Consider the following 15,617-nt stretch of genomic DNA (forward strand, 5'->3'; position numbering starts at 1 on the left):
CATGGCCACCGGCATTTCCGCCAACCGGCTCGAACTCCTGCAGATCGCCGACGCGGTCGCGCGTGAAAAGGCGATCGAAAAGGAGATCGTCATCGAGGCCATCGAGGACGCGATCCAGAAGGCGGCCCGCAACCGCTACGGCGCCGACAACGACATCCGCGCCAAGATCGACCCGAAGACCGGCGAGCTCGAGCTGAAGCGCGTGGTCACCGTCATCGAGGACGGCGTCGAGCTGGAAGAAGGCGACGTCGGCAAGCTGGCGATCAGCGAGGCCCTGCTGCGCGACAAGGAAGCCTTCGTCGGCAAGACCTACGAAGAAATCCTGCCGCCTTTCGAATTCGGCCGGGTGCAGACCCAGATGGCCCGCCAAGTGGTGACCCATAAGGTCCGCGAGGCCGAGCGCGAGCGTCAGTATGAAGAGTTCAAGGACCGCGTGGGCGAGATCGTCAACGGCGCCGTGAAGCGCGTCGAGTACGGCAACGTCATCGTCGACCTCGGCCGGGGCGAAGGCATCATGCGCCGCGACCAGTCGATCCCGCGCGAGGCCTTCCAGGTCGGCGACCGCATCCGCAGCTACATCTACGACGTGCGCCGCGAGACCAAAGGCCCGCAGATCATGCTGAGCCGCGCCCACGGCGGCTTCATGGCCAAGCTGTTCGCCCAGGAAGTGCCGGAAGTCTACGACGGCGTCATCGAGATCCGCGCCGTGGCCCGCGATCCGGGCAGCCGCGCCAAGATGGCCGTGGTGTCGAACGAAGGCAGCATCGATCCGGTCGGCGCCTGCGTCGGCATGCGCGGCAGCCGCGTGCAGGCGGTGGTCGCCGAACTGCAGGGCGAGAAGATCGACATCATCCAGTGGAACCCCGACGAGGCGACCTTCATCGTCAACGCCCTCGCCCCGGCCGAAGTCAGCAAGGTGGTGATGGACGAAGAGGACGAGCGCGTCGAAGTGGTGGTGCCGGACGACCAGCTGTCGCTGGCCATCGGCCGTCGCGGCCAGAACGTGCGCCTCGCCAGCCAGCTGACCAACTGGCAGATCGACATCATGACGGAGAGCCAGGAGAGCGAGCGCCGTCAGCGTCAGTTCACCGAGACCACCGCCCTGTTCCAGGAAGCCCTGGACGTCGACGAGGTCATCGCCCAGCTGCTGGCCACCGAAGGCTTCAGCTCGGTCGAGGAAGTGGCCTATGTCGACAGCGAGGAAGTCGCCGGCATCGAGGGCTTCGACGAGGACACCGCCGAGGAGCTGCAGGCCCGCGCCCGCGAATTCCTGGAGAAGGAAGCCGCCGAACAGGACGCCAAGCGCCGCGAACTCGGCGTCGAGGACGACCTGCTCAACATCGACGGCGTGACCCTGCCGATGGCCGTGGCCCTGGGCCAGGGCGACGTGAAGTCGGTGGAAGATCTCGCCGGCCTGGTGCCGGACGACCTGCGCGGCTGGTTCGAGAGCAAGGGCGGAGAGCGCGTGCGCGAAGCCGGCATCCTCGACAGCTTCGCCCTGTCGCCGGAAGACGCCGAAGCCCTGATCATGCGCGCCCGCATCGCCATGGGCTGGGTCGAGGCCCCGCCGGAACCGGAGCCGGAGTCGCTGGACGACAACGATCTCGATCCCAACGCCGAACTCACCGAGGAAGAGCGCTTCGAGCTCTCGCTCGGCCAGGGAGCCTCGCGCGACGCCTGATGGCGTAGCGCGTCGTGGGCCCGTCCGGATGGACGCCGTGGCCGAAAACCAGGTCGACCCCAAGGGCCCCGCCACCCATGCGGCGGCCTCTCGGGAGAGGCGTGACCTCGTCTCCGGCGAGGTGCGCGACGAGGCGCGGCTGATCCGTTTCGTGGTCGGCCCCGACGGCGCCGTGGTCGCCGACCTGGCGCGCAAGCTGCCGGGTCGCGGCCTCTGGGTGGCGGCCGACCGCGCCAGCGTCGAGACGGCGGCCCGCAAGGGTCTGTTCTCGCGCGCCGCCAAGACCAAGGTCTCGGCGCCGGCCGACCTGGCCGACCGGGTCGAGGCCCTGCTGCGGCGTCGTGTCTTGGACGGACTGGGGCTTGCGAAACGGTCGGGAGCGCTTACCTCGGGGTTCGACAAGGTCCGCGCCGCCCTCAATGACGGCCAGGTCCTCTGGCTGATCGAGGCGTCCGACGGCGCGTCCGACGGCCGATCCAAGGTTCTCGGCCTCGCCCGCAACATCCGGCCTGAGCCCGGCGTTCTCGGCGTTTTCACGTCCGATGAATTGGGTTTGGCCTTGGGCGCGGAGAATGTGATACACACGGCCCTCCTTGCGGGGCGCGCCTCCGAGGGCTGGGCTTCGGAAGTCCGGCGCCTCGCCGGATTTAGCCCGCTCCTTCCCTCGAGTTGGCGCGAGGAGCCGTGATCGGGACGGTGCGAACCCTCGCACCCGTCCCCTTTTCCATTGGTGCGTCGGGCGTTTCTCCGACGGGTGCAAGTCAAGCGAGCGAATGAGCGACGACAACGAAAACGGCCGGCCCGGCAGACCCTCTCTCACCCTGAAGCCCCGTCCGGGCGGATCGGTGAGCGCAGGCGTGGTGAAGCAGAGCTTCAGCCATGGGCGGTCGAAGACCGTGGTGGTGGAAACCAAGCGCCGGCGTTTCGATACGCCCGCGGGGAACCTTGCCGCCCCGAGCCAGGCCGAACGCCGCGAGACCGCGCCGCCCCCGGCGGCGGCCGCTCCGCCGTCGCGCCCTGCCGCGCCTCCGCCGCCGTCCAGCGCCGGTCACCTGTCGACCGACGAGGAGGCCCGTCGTCGTCGCGCGATCGACGCCGCCCGCGAGCAGCAGGAACGCCAGGCCCGCGCCCGCGCCGAGGAAGATCAGCGTCGCGCCGCCGCCGAAGCCCGCGCCCGGGCCGAAGCCGCGGCCGCCGCCGCCGCCGCGGCTTCCCCGCCGCCGCCCAGCGCCCCCGCGGCTCCCGCCGCGCCGGTCCCGACGCCCGCCCCGCGCGCTGAGGCTCCGGCGGCTCCCGCCGCCGCGGCCGCGCCGCAGCAAGGCGCCGGCCAGACCCGCACCTACGAGCCGAGCCGCGAGCGTCGCGACGATCGGCCGACCACGACCACCTATCGCCCCGAGCGTCCGCAGAGCAGCGGCCCGTACAACCAGCGCGCCCCGCGCGAGGGCGGCGAGCGTGGGCCGCGTTCGGAAGGCGGCGGCTATCAGGGCCGTCCGCGCGAGGACCGTGGCGATCGCGCGCCGCGCGAAGGCAATGTCTATCGCGGCGCGAGCGACCGTCCGCAGGGCGGCGCCGGGCGTCCGGAAGGCGGCGGCACCGTCCGCTACTCCGCGCTCAGCCCCCGCCCCGCCGGTCCGCGCGACGGCGCCCGTCCGGGCGGTCCGCGCCCCGGCGCCGGTCGCCCGCCGCCCGCCGCTCCGGCCGGCCCCGAAATCCAGCGCGCCACGCGCCAGGCCCCGCGCCCCGGCTCGGCCAACCTCGACCGTCGTCCCGACGATGATGATCGTCGCGGCGGCGCCAAGGCCGCCGTCCCCGGCAAGGCCGTCTCCCGCACGCGCGGCGAGCCGATCCGCCGCCAGGGCCGCCTGACCATCCAGGCCGTGGCCGGCGACGAGGACAGCGCCGAGCGCATGCGCTCGCTCGCCTCGGTGCGCCGCGCCCGCGAGCGGGAAAAGGAAAAGCGCAAGGGCGGCACCGCCGAGCAGGCCCGCGCGGCCCGCGAAGTGGTCATCCCCGACGTCATCACCGTGCAGGAGCTGTCCAACCGGATGGCGGTGCGCGGCGTCGACATCATCAAGTTCCTGATGCGTCAGGGCGTGATGCTGAAGATCAATGACGTGATCGACAGCGACACCGCCGAACTGGTCGCGGCCGAATTCGGCATGACCGTGAAGCGCGTCTCGGAAAGCGACGTGGAAACCGGCTTCATCAGCGAAGAGCAGGACCACGACGATCACCTGGAGACCCGTCCCCCGGTGGTCACCGTCATGGGTCACGTCGACCACGGCAAGACCAGCCTGCTGGACGCGCTGCGCAAGGCGGACGTGGCCGGCGGCGAGCATGGCGGCATCACCCAGCACATCGGCGCCTATCAGGTGCGGCTGGAAGACGGCCAGAAGGTCACCTTCCTCGACACCCCGGGCCACGCGGCGTTCAGCGCCATGCGCGCCCGCGGCGCCAACATCACCGATATCGTGGTGCTGGTGGTGGCGGCCGACGACGGCGTGATGCCTCAGACCGTCGAGGCCATCCAGCACGCCAAGGCGGCGCAAGTGCCGCTGATCGTGGCCGTCAACAAGATGGACAAGCCCGGCGCCGATCCGACGCGGGTGATCAACGAGCTGCTGCAGCATGAGATCGTGGTCGAAAGCCTCGGCGGCGACACCCAGCTCGTCGAAGTCTCGGCCAAGACCGGCCAGGGCCTGGACGAACTGATCGAGCGCATCCTGCTGCAGGCCGAAGTCCTCGACCTGAAGGCCAACCCGGATCGCACCGGCGAAGGCGTGGTGATCGAAGCCAAGCTCGACAAGGGCCGTGGCGCGGTCTCCACCGTGCTGGTCAATCGCGGCACCCTGAAGCGTGGCGACATCGTCGTGGCCGGCGCCCAGTGGGGCCGGGTGCGCGCCCTGCTCAACGAGCGCGGCGAACAGTTGACCGAAGCCGGTCCCTCGACCCCGGTCGAAATCCTCGGCCTCGACGGCACGCCGTCGCCGGGCGACCTGCTGGCCGTGGTGGAAGACGAAGCCCGCGCCCGCGAGCTCACCGAGTACCGTCTGCGGGTGAAGCGCGAGAAGAACCTCGCGCCGTCGGCCGGCGCCTCGATGACCGACATCATGGCCAAGCTCTCGGCCAAGAAGGTCTCGGAACTGCCGCTGGTCCTCAAGGCCGACGTGCAGGGCTCGGCCGAAGCCATCGTCGGCTCGCTCGACAAGATGGCCACCGACGAGGTGCGCGCGCGCATCATCCTGTCGGGCGCCGGGGCGATCAGCGAAAGCGACGTGCAGCTGGCCAAGGGCGCCGGCGCGCCGATCATCGGCTTCAACGTCCGGGCCTCGGCCCAGGCGCGGGCCCTGGCCGAGCGCGAAGGGGTCGAGATCCGCTACTACGCGATCATCTACGACCTGCTGGACGACATCAAAGGCGTGCTCTCGGGCATGCTGGCGCCGATCCAGCGCGAAACCTTCCTTGGCAACGCCAAGGTCCTGCAGGCTTTCGACATCTCCAAGGTCGGCAAGGTCGCCGGCTGCCGGGTGCTCGAAGGCGTCGTCCGCAAGGGCGCCAAGGTCCGGATCGTGCGCGACGGCATCGTCGTGCTCGAACTCGGCACCCTGCAGACCCTCAAGCGCTTCAAGGACGAGGTCAACGAAGTGCCCTCCGGCCAGGAGTGCGGCATGGCCTTCGCCGGCTTCCAGGACATCCGGGAAGGCGACGAGATCGAGTGCTTCACCGTCGAGGAGATCAAGCGCCAGCTCGCCTAGAGCCCGCCTGGTCGTGAGATCGAGAGCGCCCGCGCGGGACACCGCGCGGGCGTTTCCGTATCGGCCCTTCACGGCTAAGGTCCGGCCCAACTTAGGCCCGCTTCCGCCCTTAGAGCCCGTCGCATGCGCAAGCTGACGATCGCCGCCCTCGCCCTCTCGCTGCTCGCCGCCGCCTGCTCGACGGTCAATCGCGTCGACGCGGCCGGCGACGTGCACGCCCTGCTGATCGCCATCCGCGACGACGATCAGGCCGCCTTCGACGCCCGGGTCGACAAGGAGTCGCTCAAACGCCAGCTTGAATCCCGGCTGATCGACCGCGCTCGTGGAGCCGACACCAGCGATGGGATGCGGGCGCTCGGCGTCTTCCTCGCCGGTCCGGCCGCCGACCTGGCGGGCGAGACCTTGCTGCGGCCGCGCACCTTCCGCACCGCCGCGGCCTACTACGGCTACACCCCCGACAAGCCGATCCCGGGTCGCATGGCCATCGCCGGCGCCCTGCAGCCGGCCAGCGGCGGCCGCGTCTGCGCCAAGCGCGCCAAGGACGGCCCCTGCCTGCTGACCTTCGCCCTGGAGAACGGCGTCTGGCGCCTGGTCAGCTTCGACGGCGATCCGGCCATGCTGGGGTTAAGATAGGCGGATGCGAACAATGCTCGCCGCCGCGGTGACGGCCATCATGCTCGGCGGTTGCAACACCGTCAGCATGTACGCGTCGGTGGACGACGCACACGCCTTCCTTATGGCCGTCCGTAATGACGACCGCGCGACCTTCGACCGCTTCGTCGAGGACGGTGGTCCGACGGACAACATCATCCGCCAGCAGTGCTACAATGCAGGACATCGGGATCGAGCGATGCGCGATTGCGCCGATTCCCGGCGCGGTGAACGGCTTTCTCTGACGCCCGAGGCGTTCCGGACAATCGCCGCCGAGCTCGGCTATGCGCCCGATCGCCCTGCGCCTCTGGCGCTCGCTCTCCAGATGAGGTCGCTGTCCTACGATCAAGTCTGCGTGCAGAAGCGGCGCTCGAAAACTTGCTTGTTGACGTTCGCTTCGGGAAGCCCCGACGGCTGGAAACTCATCAGCGCCGAGCCGGATAGCCTGAGGTTCGAATGATGCGCCTTGCTTCCGCGCTGGTCTTGCTGGCGCTGTCGGCGCCCACTGCCGCCGCAGCGGCCGACCGCATGTATTCCTATGAACCGGCCTCCCCCGAGGCCAAGCGGCTGACCGGCCGCGGCCTGACCTTCATCTTCGAGCGATCCATGATGCGCTCCCGCGCCAAGCGGGTGATGGCCACCGCCGTATCGGCTCAGGCTTTGCTGAAGCCGGCGGGCGATAGCGTGCTCGGCAAGGGCGGGCGCGTAGCGCTCGGTGGCGATCCGATCGAGGGTCAGCTTTACGAGGTGGACGCCACGCGCAGCCAGGGTCGGGTGTTCGTCCGCGCCTGGTGTCCAGGCTCGACCAGGCTGTGGATGGCGATTCCGCGCTTCGACCACGGCCAGCCGCTACCGGTCGTGGCCATCGGCGACGATCCCAAGGTTCAGGGCGGGGTCCGCGTCTGTTCGCGCATGGCTTTCGATTGGAAGGGCGAATGGAAGCTGCCCGGCCGCGGCGCGCCGGACCCGATGGAGGACCCGCTCGACGGTCCGGGCCTGCAGGGCGCCGGCCTCTGACGCGACGGGCGGCGATGGACTCGCGCCGCCTCCGGCGCTAGAAGCCCGCCCCTCATGAAGCACAAGTCCAACAATCGCGGCGAACCTGCGGCCGTCAGCCAGCGCCAGCTGCGCGCCGGCGAGCTGGTGCGCCACGCGCTGGTCGACATCCTGCGCGAGGAGGAGTTCGCCGAGCCGGCCCTGGCCGGGGTCTCCGTGACCATCTCCCAGGTGCGGATGAGCCCGGACCTGAAGCACGCCACCGCCTATGTCGAACCGCTGGGCGGTGGTCATTCGCAGGACGTGGTCGATGGCCTGAACCGCGTTTCCAAGTTCCTGCGCGGCCGGCTCGGCCGGCTGATCGACATGAAATTCACCCCCGACCTGAAGTTCCGCCACGACGAGAGCTTTGACGAGGTCGACCGGATGGCCAAGCTGTTCGACGACCCGCGCGTGCGCCAGGATCTCGAACAGGACGACGATGGCGAGGAAGCGTAAGGGCCAGGCCGTCAACGGCTGGGTCTGCTTCGACAAGCCGCTGGGCATGGGCTCGACCCAGGCCGTCGGTAAGCTGCGCTGGCTGTTCGACGCCCAGAAGGCGGGCCACGCCGGCACCCTCGACCCCCTCGCCACCGGCGTCCTGCCCATCGCGCTGGGCGAGGCCACCAAGACCGTCGCCTTCATGATGGACGCGGCGAAGTCCTACCGTTTCACCGTCGCCTGGGGCGAGACCACCACCACGCTCGATCGCGAGGGCGCGGTCGTCGAAACCTCCGACGTGCGGCCGAGCCGCGCGGCCATCGAGGCGGCGACGCCCGCCTTCGTCGGCGAGATCATGCAGGCGCCGCCGGCCTTCTCCGCCATCAAGGTCGATGGCGAACGGGCTTACGACCTCGCCCGCGCCGGCGAGACGGTCGACCTCGCGCCGCGTCCCGTGCGCATCGACGCCCTGCGGCTGCTCTCGGCCGAACCGGACGCGGCGACCTTCGAGGTCGACTGCGGCAAGGGGACCTATGTGCGGTCGCTGGCGCGGGATATCGCCGCCGCCCTCGGGACCTGCGGCCACGTCGCCGTCCTGCGCCGGACGCGCGTCGGACCGTTTACCGAAGCCTCGGCGATATCACTGGAAACACTGGAGGATCTGAGGCATAAGGCCCGCGCTCTGGAGGGTTTGCTTCCGGTCGAGACCGCGCTGGACGACATCCCGGCACTGGCCATCACCGAAGATGACGCCTTCCAGCTAGCGCAGGGACGCTCCATCGTCCTGCTTCCTCGCGATGTCGAAACGCTCTCCGCCCGTCTCACGGGTGACGCGAGAACTGTTTCGGCCATGGCGAACGGCAGGTTGGCGGCCCTGTGCGAGATGCGCGCGGGACGGCTCAATCCCGTGCGGGTCTTCAATCTCACCTGAGCGGAGACATGACCGATGTCGATTACGCCGGACCGCAAGGCCGAACTCATCAACACCCACGCCCGCGGCGCGGGTGACACCGGAAGCGCCGAAGTGCAGGTCGCGATCCTCTCTGAGCGGATCGCCAACCTCACCGAGCACTTCAAGACCCACAAGAAGGACAACCACTCGCGTCGTGGCCTTCTGAAGCTGGTTTCGCAGCGTCGTTCGCTGCTCGACCACCTGAACAAGTCGGCGCCTGAGCGTTATCAGGCCCTGATCTCGACCCTCGGCCTGCGCCGCTAGGTCGAAGTCCCTACCCACCGCGCTCTTCGGCAGACGAGAGCGCGGTGGTCCGGCCTCTCGCGACATGCGACAAGGCCTCCGCTGAGGGCGCAAAGCCCCTCACCGATCTGCCTAAGGACCGAGGATCACCGGATCCGCTGAACCCAGCCGCTTCGCCCCTGTCCGCACCCCCGCCGGGAATTCGCCCGCCGGAACCGAAAGAAGAAAAATGTTCGATATCAAAAAGAAGACCATCGAGTGGGGCGGCAAGACGCTGACCCTGGAAACCGGCCGCATCGCGCGCCAAGCCGACGGCGCCGTGCTCGCCACCCTGGGCGAGACCGTCGTTCTGGCCACCGCCGTCTTCGCCAAGCAACAAAAGCCCGGCCAGGACTTCTTCCCCCTGACCGTCAACTATCAGGAAAAGACCTTCGCGGCCGGCAAGATTCCCGGCGGCTTCTTCAAGCGTGAAGGCCGTCCGAGCGAGAAGGAGACCCTGGTCTCCCGCCTGATCGACCGTCCGATCCGCCCGTTGTTCGTCAAGGGCTTCAAGAACGAGGTCCAGGTCGTCACCACCGTGCTGCAGCACGACCTCGAGAACGACCCCGACATCCTGGCCATGGTCGCCGCCTCGGCCGCCCTGACCCTCTCGGGCGCCCCGTTCATGGGCCCGATCGGCGCCGCGCGCGTCGGCTACGTCGACGGTGAGTACGTCCTGAACCCGACGCTCGACGAGCTGAAGGATTCGAAGATGGACCTCGTGGTCGCCGGCACCGCCGACGCCGTGATGATGGTCGAATCCGAGATCCAGGAACTGAGCGAGGAAATCGTCCTCGGCGGCGTCGACTTCGCTCACAAGGGCATGCAGGCCGTGATCGATGCGATCATCGAGCTGGCCGAGCACGCCGCCAAGGAGCCCTTCGACTTCACGCCGGAAGACACCGACGCGATCAAGGCCGAGATGAAGGGCCTCGTCGGCGCCGACATCGCCGCCGCCTACAAGATCCAGAAGAAGCAGGACCGCTACGAAGCGGTCGGCGCGGCCAAGAAGAAGGCCATCGCCGCCATGGGGCTGTCGGACACCAATCCGGCCGGCGCCGATCCGCTGAAGCTGGCCGGCGTGTTCAAGGAACTGGAAGCGGACGTCGTCCGTCGCGGCATCCTCGACACCGGCCTGCGCATCGACGGTCGTGACGTGCGCACCGTGCGCCCGATCCTCGGCGAAGTCGGCGTCCTGCCGCGCACCCACGGCTCGGCCCTGTTCACGCGCGGCGAGACCCAGGCGATCGTGGTCGCCACCCTGGGCACCGGCGACGACGAGCAGTTCATCGACGCCCTGGAAGGCACCTACAAGGAAAGCTTCCTGCTGCACTACAACTTCCCGCCCTATTCGGTGGGCGAGACGGGCCGCATGGGCTCGCCGGGCCGTCGCGAAATCGGTCACGGCAAGCTGGCCTGGCGGGCGATCCGCCCGATGCTGCCGAGCAAGGAAGACTTCCCCTACACCATCCGCCTGGTCTCCGAGATCACCGAGTCCAACGGCTCATCCTCGATGGCCACGGTCTGCGGCTCGTCCCTGGCCATGATGGACGCCGGCGTGCCGCTGGCTCGTCCGGTCTCGGGCATCGCCATGGGCCTGATCCTGGAATCGGACGGCTTCGCCGTGCTGTCGGACATCCTCGGCGACGAGGACCACCTCGGCGACATGGACTTCAAGGTGGCCGGCACCAGCGAAGGCATCACCTCGCTGCAGATGGACATCAAGATCGCCGGCATCACCCAGGAGATCATGAAGCAGGCCCTCGCCCAGGCGAAGGACGGTCGCGCTCACATCCTCGGCGAAATGAACAAGGCCATGGAGGCGCCCCGCGCCGACGTCGGCGAGTTCGCCCCGAAGATCGAGACCATCACCATCCCCACCGACAAGATCCGTGAAGTGATCGGCACCGGCGGCAAGGTGATCCGCGAGATCGTCGCTCAGACCGGCGCCAAGGTCGACATCAATGACGACGGCGTGGTCAAGGTCTCGGCCAGCGACGGCGAGAAGATCAAGGCCGCCGTCGACTGGATCAAGTCGATCGCCTCGGAGCCGGAAGTCGGAACGATCTACACCGGCAAGGTGGTGAAGGTCGTGGACTTCGGCGCCTTCGTGAACTTCTTCGGCGCCAAGGACGGCCTCGTCCACGTCAGCCAGATCAGCAAGGAACGCGTGGCTCGCCCGCAGGACGTGCTGAGCGAAGGCCAGATGGTGAAGGTGAAGTTCCTGGGCTTCGACGACCGCGGCAAGACCAAGCTGTCGATGAAGGTGGTCGATCAGGAGACCGGCGAAGACCTGTCGAAGCAGGAAACCATCGCGCCGGAAGACGCGGTCACCACCTGAGGCTCAGGCGTCATCCCTGAACGTGAACGGGTGGACCTCGCGGTCCGCCCGTTTTTGTTTGCGGCTCGGCTATGGGATCCGTCCTCGTCAGGCGAGGCCTTCGTCCTCGGCCATCATTCGCACCAGCTGCAGCACCTGGTCGCGCACGCGCGGGCGGGTGATGCGGGCATAGAGGGTGGCCAGTTCGCGACTGTCCGGACTGGAGAGCAGGTCGCTGTCCGTCGGGCCCTCGGGGGTCGCGCCGCCCGGCAGGTCGGCGAAGAAATAGCCCACTGGCACGCCGAGCGCTCCGGCGATCTCATAGAGCTTCGAGGCGCTGACCCGGTTGGCGCCGCGCTCGTACTTCTGAACCTGCTGGAAGGTGAGGCCGAGGGCGTCCGCGAGGCGTTCCTGGCTGATCTTCATCAGCTTGCGTCGTTCGCGGATTTTCCAGCCGACTCCGACATCGATGGGGCTGGGGGATCGATCACCGTCTCTGAGTGCAGTCATCTCATCGTCATTCGCAAGGCGCCGCCCAGGCGGGTGCGTGGGCGAGGATGCGGAAAAGCGTGGTTTACGCCTTCCTGCTCAGCTTCAACGCGCCACCGCGGCGGCCGTTCAAGCGAACAACCGGCGCCGTGAAGGCGATGGAGACGAGCAGCATCACGGCCAGGGCCGCATCGCCGATGCGCGAGAAAAGGGTCGGCCCGCCGGCGGCCGGCAAGTCGGCGTCGATGACGCCGTCTCGACCGGGATCGAGCCGAGCGATCGTGCGCCCTTGGGCGTCGATCATGGCCGACACGCCCGTAGGCGTGGCCCGGACCATCGGCAGTCCTCCTTCAATCGCGCGATAGCTGGCCAGGTTGAGATGCTGCAGCGGCCCTGAGGTCGCCCCAAACCACGCGTCGTTCGAGACGTTGACGATCCAAAGCGGACGCGTCCGCATGTCGCCGGGTGCGACATGTTGGGCCAGGCCGGGGAACAGGCTCTCATAGCATATCAGGGGTTGCGTCGTCGGCAGGCCGGGCAGGGCCAGCGGTTGGGGCCGGGGGCCTGGGCTGAAGCCGTCGCCGACATGGACCAGGGCCTTGATCCCCAGTTTCTCCCACAGCGCGTCGAAGGGCAGGAATTCGCCTCCCGGCACCAGGCGGTGCTTATCGTAGACGCCCTTCACCTCCAGCGTCTCCTCGCCCCAGCCGACCGCGATCAGGCTGTTGTAGTAGACGTCGCCCTGGGCGCCGCTCTCGACGCGGTATGCGCCGACCAGCAGGGTCTGGTTGTGGCCCAGGGCGCCGGCGATGGCGCGGCGGGTCCAGGTTCCGGGCGCCAAATAGTCGTTGGCGGCGGCGGGAATGGCGCCCTCGGGCCAGATCACCACATCGGCGACCTTGGCGCCCTTCCGCTGCGGCGGCCGTTCGGTGAGGGTCAGGTAGCGGTCGACGATGCTGCTGAAGGCGGCGGCGTCGTACTTGCTCTCCTGAGGAATGTTCGGCTGCACGATGCGCACGGTCACCCCGGAGGGCTCGGGGGCCGATCGGATGAGGATCAGCGTTCCACCGAGATAGAGGCCGGCGAGCACGGCGACCGCGATGCGCGCGACATTGCGGCCCCTCGCGCCTTCCAGCACCACGGTCAGGCCCGCGGCGATGGCCAAGGTGACCCAGGTCAGGCCGTAGGCGCCGACCATGGCCGCCGCCTGCGAGGGGGCCGAGCCGGCCGCCCAGGTCTCACCCGGCAGGTTCCAGGGAAAGCCGGTCAGCACATGGCCGCGCAGCCATTCCATCCCCGCCAGGGCGCCGGCGAACACCAACACGCGCAGCGGCCCCTTCGGCGCCAGGGCGCGATAGATCACGCCGGCCAAGCCCCAGAACAGCGACAGGCCGCCGGCCAGGGCGGCGACGGCGAACGGCGCCATCCAGCCCTGATTGGCGGCGTCGACCATGAAGGCCTCGGCCACCCACCAGACGCCCAGCCCGAAATAGCCGACGCCGGCCAGCCAGCCGGTCAGGAAAGCCGAGCGCAGCGGACGCGGCGCGTCCGGCCGGTCCCACAGGTGCATCAACCAGCCGTAGGCGAGGAGCCCGGGCAGGACGCCGAACGGCGGATGGGCGAGCGCGGCCAGCAGGCCGGCGAGAACCGCCAGGCCGCGTCGCCGCCACGCGACGAATTTTGAAACGGGCGTCGCCGCGTCGCTCAAGCGGAAGGCGCCTCAGGCGCGGCGGGCCGCACGCGCACGCGCTTGACGCGGCGAGGGTCGGCGTCGGTCACTTCCAGCTCGAAGCCGGCCGGGTGGGCGATCACCTCGCCGCGCTGGGGCACGCGGCCGGCGACGGCGGTCACCAGCCCGCCGACGGTGTCGATTTCCTCCTCCAGGTCGCTGGGCGCCAGGTCGACGCCGCCCAGCGCGGCCTGCAGCTCGTCCAGCGGCGCCCGGGCGTGGGCCTCGAAGACGCCGCCCGGGCGCTCGACCACGCCGCTGCTCTGAGCCTCGTCATGTTCGTCGTCGATTTCGCCGACCACGGCCTCCACCAGGTCCTCCAGGGTGACCAGGCCGTCGACCCCGCCGAACTCGTCGATCACCAGGGCCATGTGGGTGCGGCTCGTGCGCATCCGCAGCAGGAGGTCGGCGCCGCGCATCGAGGCTGGCACATAGAGCACAGGGCGGCGCAGACGGCGCAGGCGCTTCAGAACCGCGTCGTCCGAGGCCGGCCGCCGGGCCTTGCCGGCCAGCAGCTTGAAGACGTCCTTCACGTGGACGACGCCGATCGGGTCGTCGAGCGTCTCGCGGTAGATCGGCATCCGCGAATGCTCGGCCTCCACGAACTGGGCGACCAGCTCGTCGAAGGGAATGCTCACGTCCACGGCGGTGATGTCGGCGCGCGGCGTCATCACGTCGGCGATGCGCAGGGCCTGGAAAGCATGGGCCTGGTCGACCATGTCGACCTCGCCGGGTGCGTGCGGCGGGCTGTCCACGCCGTGGCCGCTCGCGGCGCCGTTGCGGTTGGCCTTCTTCAGCCGCCGGAAAAACGCGCGCAGGCCCCGGGACGGGCGCTCTGCGGCGGAACTGCTTGGGTCGGGGTCAGCCATCGGCCTTATGCGTAAGGGTCGGGGTGGCCGAGGTTCGCGACGATCTCGCGCTCCAGGGCCTCCATGTCCTCGGCCTCGGCCTCGGTCTGGTGATCATAGCCTACAAGATGCAGCACTCCATGCGCCACAAGGTGCTGCAGGTGCGCGGCGAGAGTCTTGCCCTGCTCGACGGCTTCGCGGGCGCAGACGCCGTAGGCCAGGGCGATATCGCCCAGATGGTCCTCGGGGCCGACCGGGGCGGGGAAGGACAGGACGTTGGTCGGGCCGGTCTTGTCGCGGAACTGCTGGTTCAGCGCCGCGACCTCGTCGTCGCCGGTCAGCAGCACCACCACCGAGCCGACGATGGGTTCGATGGCGGCGAAGGCCGCCTCCGCGGCCGAGCGGGTGAGGGCCTCGGCGTCCGACAGGGCGGCGGCCCAGGCGGCGTCCTCGACCTCGATATCGACGGTGTTCATCGCACCCCGCCGCTGGCCGCGGCGTCGTAGGCCTTGACGATGCGTTCGACCAGCGGGTGCCGCACCACGTCGGAGCTGGAGAAGCGGGCGACCGCCACGCCTTCCACCCCTTCGAGGATCGAGACGGCATGGGCGAGGCCGCTGTCGGCCGCGTTCATCAGGTCGACCTGGCTGGGGTCGCCGGTCACCACCATGCGCGCGCGCTCGCCCAGGCGGGTCAGCACCATCTTCATCTGCAGGCGCGAGGTGTTCTGGGCCTCGTCGACGATGACGAAGGCGCGGCTCAGGGTGCGGCCGCGCATGAAGGCGATGGGGGCGACCTCGATCTCGCCCTTGTCGCGGCGGCGGCGCAGCTGCTCGGGCCCGATGATGTCGGTCAGGGCCTCCCACACGGGCGCCATGTAGGGGTCGACCTTCTCGGTCAGGTCGCCGGGCAGGAAGCCGAGGCGCTCGCCGGCCTCGACTGCGGGGCGGGTGATCACCAGCCGCTCGACCTCGCCGCGCAGCAGCAGGCCCGCGCCGTGGGCCACGGCCAGGAAGGTCTTGCCGGTGCCGGCAGGGCCGAGTCCGAACACCAGTTCGTGCGACCCGAGGGCTTCCAGATAGCGGGCCTGGGCGGCGGTCTTGGGGCCAACGGGACCACGGCGGCTGGCGCCGCGCGCCGCATTCTGCACGCCCGGCCCGCCGCTGCGCGCCTCGTTGATGGCCACGCGGACGTCGGCCTCGCTGACGTCGTCGCCCGCGTCGGCGCGCTCGGCCAGCAGGGCCACGGCCCGGCGGGCGACCTGGCGGTCCTTGGGGTCGCCGCCGATGGAGACCCCGCCGCCGGGCGTCTCGATCAGCACGCGGAAGGCGTCTTCGATCAGGGCGGCGTGGCGGCCGCGATCGCCGGCGACGGCGCGGGCGGCCGCGTCCGAGAGGGGCAGGAAGTCGGAGGGTTTGGCGCTCATGCAGC

The 15,617-nt window shown here is 69.5% G+C and carries 15 protein-coding genes; 10 read left to right on the forward strand and 5 right to left on the reverse strand.

Annotated elements, in window-relative coordinates:
• Position 1 precedes the first annotated feature (1 nt).
• The 10 genes from nusA (at position 2) to pnp (ending at position 11,141) form a co-directional block, all read left to right on the forward strand.
• Complete coding sequence (gene nusA / locus ACFLIT_RS07905; protein WP_479910662.1) at positions 2-1,681, forward strand: transcription termination factor NusA; 1,680 nt, start codon at positions 2-4, stop codon at positions 1,679-1,681.
• 37 nt (positions 1,682-1,718) lie between these two features.
• On the forward strand, positions 1,719-2,369 hold the full coding sequence (locus ACFLIT_RS07910) for an RNA-binding protein (protein ID WP_479910663.1): 651 nt from the start codon (positions 1,719-1,721) through the stop codon (positions 2,367-2,369).
• Positions 2,370-2,454: 85 nt separating this feature from the next.
• Complete coding sequence (gene infB / locus ACFLIT_RS07915; protein ID WP_479910664.1) at positions 2,455-5,439, forward strand: translation initiation factor IF-2; 2,985 nt, start codon at positions 2,455-2,457, stop codon at positions 5,437-5,439.
• A gap of 123 nt (positions 5,440-5,562) precedes the next feature.
• On the forward strand, positions 5,563-6,072 hold the full coding sequence (locus ACFLIT_RS07920) for a DUF2939 domain-containing protein (RefSeq protein ID WP_479910665.1): 510 nt from the start codon (positions 5,563-5,565) through the stop codon (positions 6,070-6,072).
• Positions 6,073-6,085: 13 nt separating this feature from the next.
• Positions 6,086-6,550: a hypothetical protein gene (locus tag ACFLIT_RS07925; RefSeq protein WP_479910666.1), complete on the forward strand. Its 465-nt coding sequence runs from the start codon at positions 6,086-6,088 to the stop codon at positions 6,548-6,550.
• The gene (locus tag ACFLIT_RS07930; RefSeq protein WP_479910667.1) at positions 6,550-7,107 is read left to right on the forward strand and encodes a hypothetical protein; all 558 of its coding nucleotides are present in this window, start codon (positions 6,550-6,552) and stop codon (positions 7,105-7,107) included. The genes ACFLIT_RS07925 and ACFLIT_RS07930 overlap by 1 nt, the downstream gene beginning before the upstream one ends.
• A 54-nt stretch (positions 7,108-7,161) precedes the next feature.
• A complete protein-coding gene (gene rbfA / locus ACFLIT_RS07935) occupies positions 7,162-7,584 on the forward strand; it encodes a 30S ribosome-binding factor RbfA (protein WP_479910668.1) in 423 nt (140 codons plus the stop codon).
• Positions 7,568-8,497, forward strand: a complete 930-nt coding sequence (gene truB, locus ACFLIT_RS07940; RefSeq protein ID WP_479910669.1) for a tRNA pseudouridine(55) synthase TruB — start codon at positions 7,568-7,570, stop codon at positions 8,495-8,497. Before rbfA ends, truB begins: the two co-directional genes overlap by 17 nt.
• Before the next feature lie 15 nt (positions 8,498-8,512).
• Complete coding sequence (gene rpsO / locus ACFLIT_RS07945; RefSeq protein ID WP_479910670.1) at positions 8,513-8,782, forward strand: 30S ribosomal protein S15; 270 nt, start codon at positions 8,513-8,515, stop codon at positions 8,780-8,782.
• Between the two features lie 208 nt (positions 8,783-8,990).
• Positions 8,991-11,141 carry a polyribonucleotide nucleotidyltransferase gene (gene pnp, locus ACFLIT_RS07950; RefSeq protein ID WP_479910671.1) on the forward strand — a complete coding sequence of 717 codons (2,151 nt, stop codon included), beginning with the start codon at positions 8,991-8,993 and terminating at the stop codon, positions 11,139-11,141.
• Between the two features lie 87 nt (positions 11,142-11,228).
• Here the strand turns inward: pnp and ACFLIT_RS07955 are convergent, their stop codons facing one another.
• The 5 genes from ACFLIT_RS07955 to ACFLIT_RS07975 all read right to left on the reverse strand — a co-directional run bounded on the left by ACFLIT_RS07955 (position 11,229) and on the right by ACFLIT_RS07975 (position 15,612).
• Entirely contained in the window at positions 11,229-11,630 is a 402-nt protein-coding gene (locus tag ACFLIT_RS07955; protein ID WP_479910672.1) for a helix-turn-helix domain-containing protein, read from the reverse strand.
• 64 nt (positions 11,631-11,694) lie between these two features.
• A complete protein-coding gene (gene lnt, locus ACFLIT_RS07960) occupies positions 11,695-13,317 on the reverse strand; it encodes an apolipoprotein N-acyltransferase (protein WP_479910673.1) in 1,623 nt (540 codons plus the stop codon).
• Entirely contained in the window at positions 13,314-14,207 is an 894-nt protein-coding gene (locus tag ACFLIT_RS07965) for a hemolysin family protein (RefSeq protein ID WP_479910674.1), read from the reverse strand. Before ACFLIT_RS07965 ends, lnt begins: the two co-directional genes overlap by 4 nt.
• Positions 14,208-14,212: 5 nt before the next feature.
• The gene (gene ybeY / locus ACFLIT_RS07970; RefSeq protein ID WP_479910675.1) at positions 14,213-14,662 is read right to left on the reverse strand and encodes an rRNA maturation RNase YbeY; all 450 of its coding nucleotides are present in this window, start codon (positions 14,660-14,662) and stop codon (positions 14,213-14,215) included.
• The gene (locus ACFLIT_RS07975; protein ID WP_479910676.1) at positions 14,659-15,612 is read right to left on the reverse strand and encodes a PhoH family protein; all 954 of its coding nucleotides are present in this window, start codon (positions 15,610-15,612) and stop codon (positions 14,659-14,661) included. Before ACFLIT_RS07975 ends, ybeY begins: the two co-directional genes overlap by 4 nt.
• Positions 15,613-15,617 lie beyond the last annotated feature (5 nt).

This window comes from Caulobacter sp. HJHS_5, assembly GCF_056683955.1.

Bases quoted from the DNA above. Each gene is read 5' to 3' on its own strand.
- nusA (WP_479910662.1), top strand. From the start codon at position 2: ATGGCCACCGGCATTTCCGCCAACCGGCTCGAACTCCTGCAGATCGCC.
- infB (WP_479910664.1), top strand. From the start codon at position 2,455: ATGAGCGACGACAACGAAAACGGCCGGCCCGGCAGACCCTCTCTCACC.
- ACFLIT_RS07920 (WP_479910665.1), top strand. From the start codon at position 5,563: ATGCGCAAGCTGACGATCGCCGCCCTCGCCCTCTCGCTGCTCGCCGCC.
- ACFLIT_RS07925 (WP_479910666.1), top strand. From the start codon at position 6,086: ATGCTCGCCGCCGCGGTGACGGCCATCATGCTCGGCGGTTGCAACACC.
- ACFLIT_RS07930 (WP_479910667.1), top strand. From the start codon at position 6,550: ATGCGCCTTGCTTCCGCGCTGGTCTTGCTGGCGCTGTCGGCGCCCACT.
- rbfA (WP_479910668.1), top strand. From the start codon at position 7,162: ATGAAGCACAAGTCCAACAATCGCGGCGAACCTGCGGCCGTCAGCCAG.
- truB (WP_479910669.1), top strand. From the start codon at position 7,568: ATGGCGAGGAAGCGTAAGGGCCAGGCCGTCAACGGCTGGGTCTGCTTC.
- rpsO (WP_479910670.1), top strand. From the start codon at position 8,513: ATGTCGATTACGCCGGACCGCAAGGCCGAACTCATCAACACCCACGCC.
- pnp (WP_479910671.1), top strand. From the start codon at position 8,991: ATGTTCGATATCAAAAAGAAGACCATCGAGTGGGGCGGCAAGACGCTG.
- ACFLIT_RS07955 (WP_479910672.1), bottom strand. From the start codon at position 11,630: ATGACTGCACTCAGAGACGGTGATCGATCCCCCAGCCCCATCGATGTC.
- ACFLIT_RS07965 (WP_479910674.1), bottom strand. From the start codon at position 14,207: ATGGCTGACCCCGACCCAAGCAGTTCCGCCGCAGAGCGCCCGTCCCGG.
- ybeY (WP_479910675.1), bottom strand. From the start codon at position 14,662: ATGAACACCGTCGATATCGAGGTCGAGGACGCCGCCTGGGCCGCCGCC.
- ACFLIT_RS07975 (WP_479910676.1), bottom strand. From the start codon at position 15,612: ATGAGCGCCAAACCCTCCGACTTCCTGCCCCTCTCGGACGCGGCCGCC.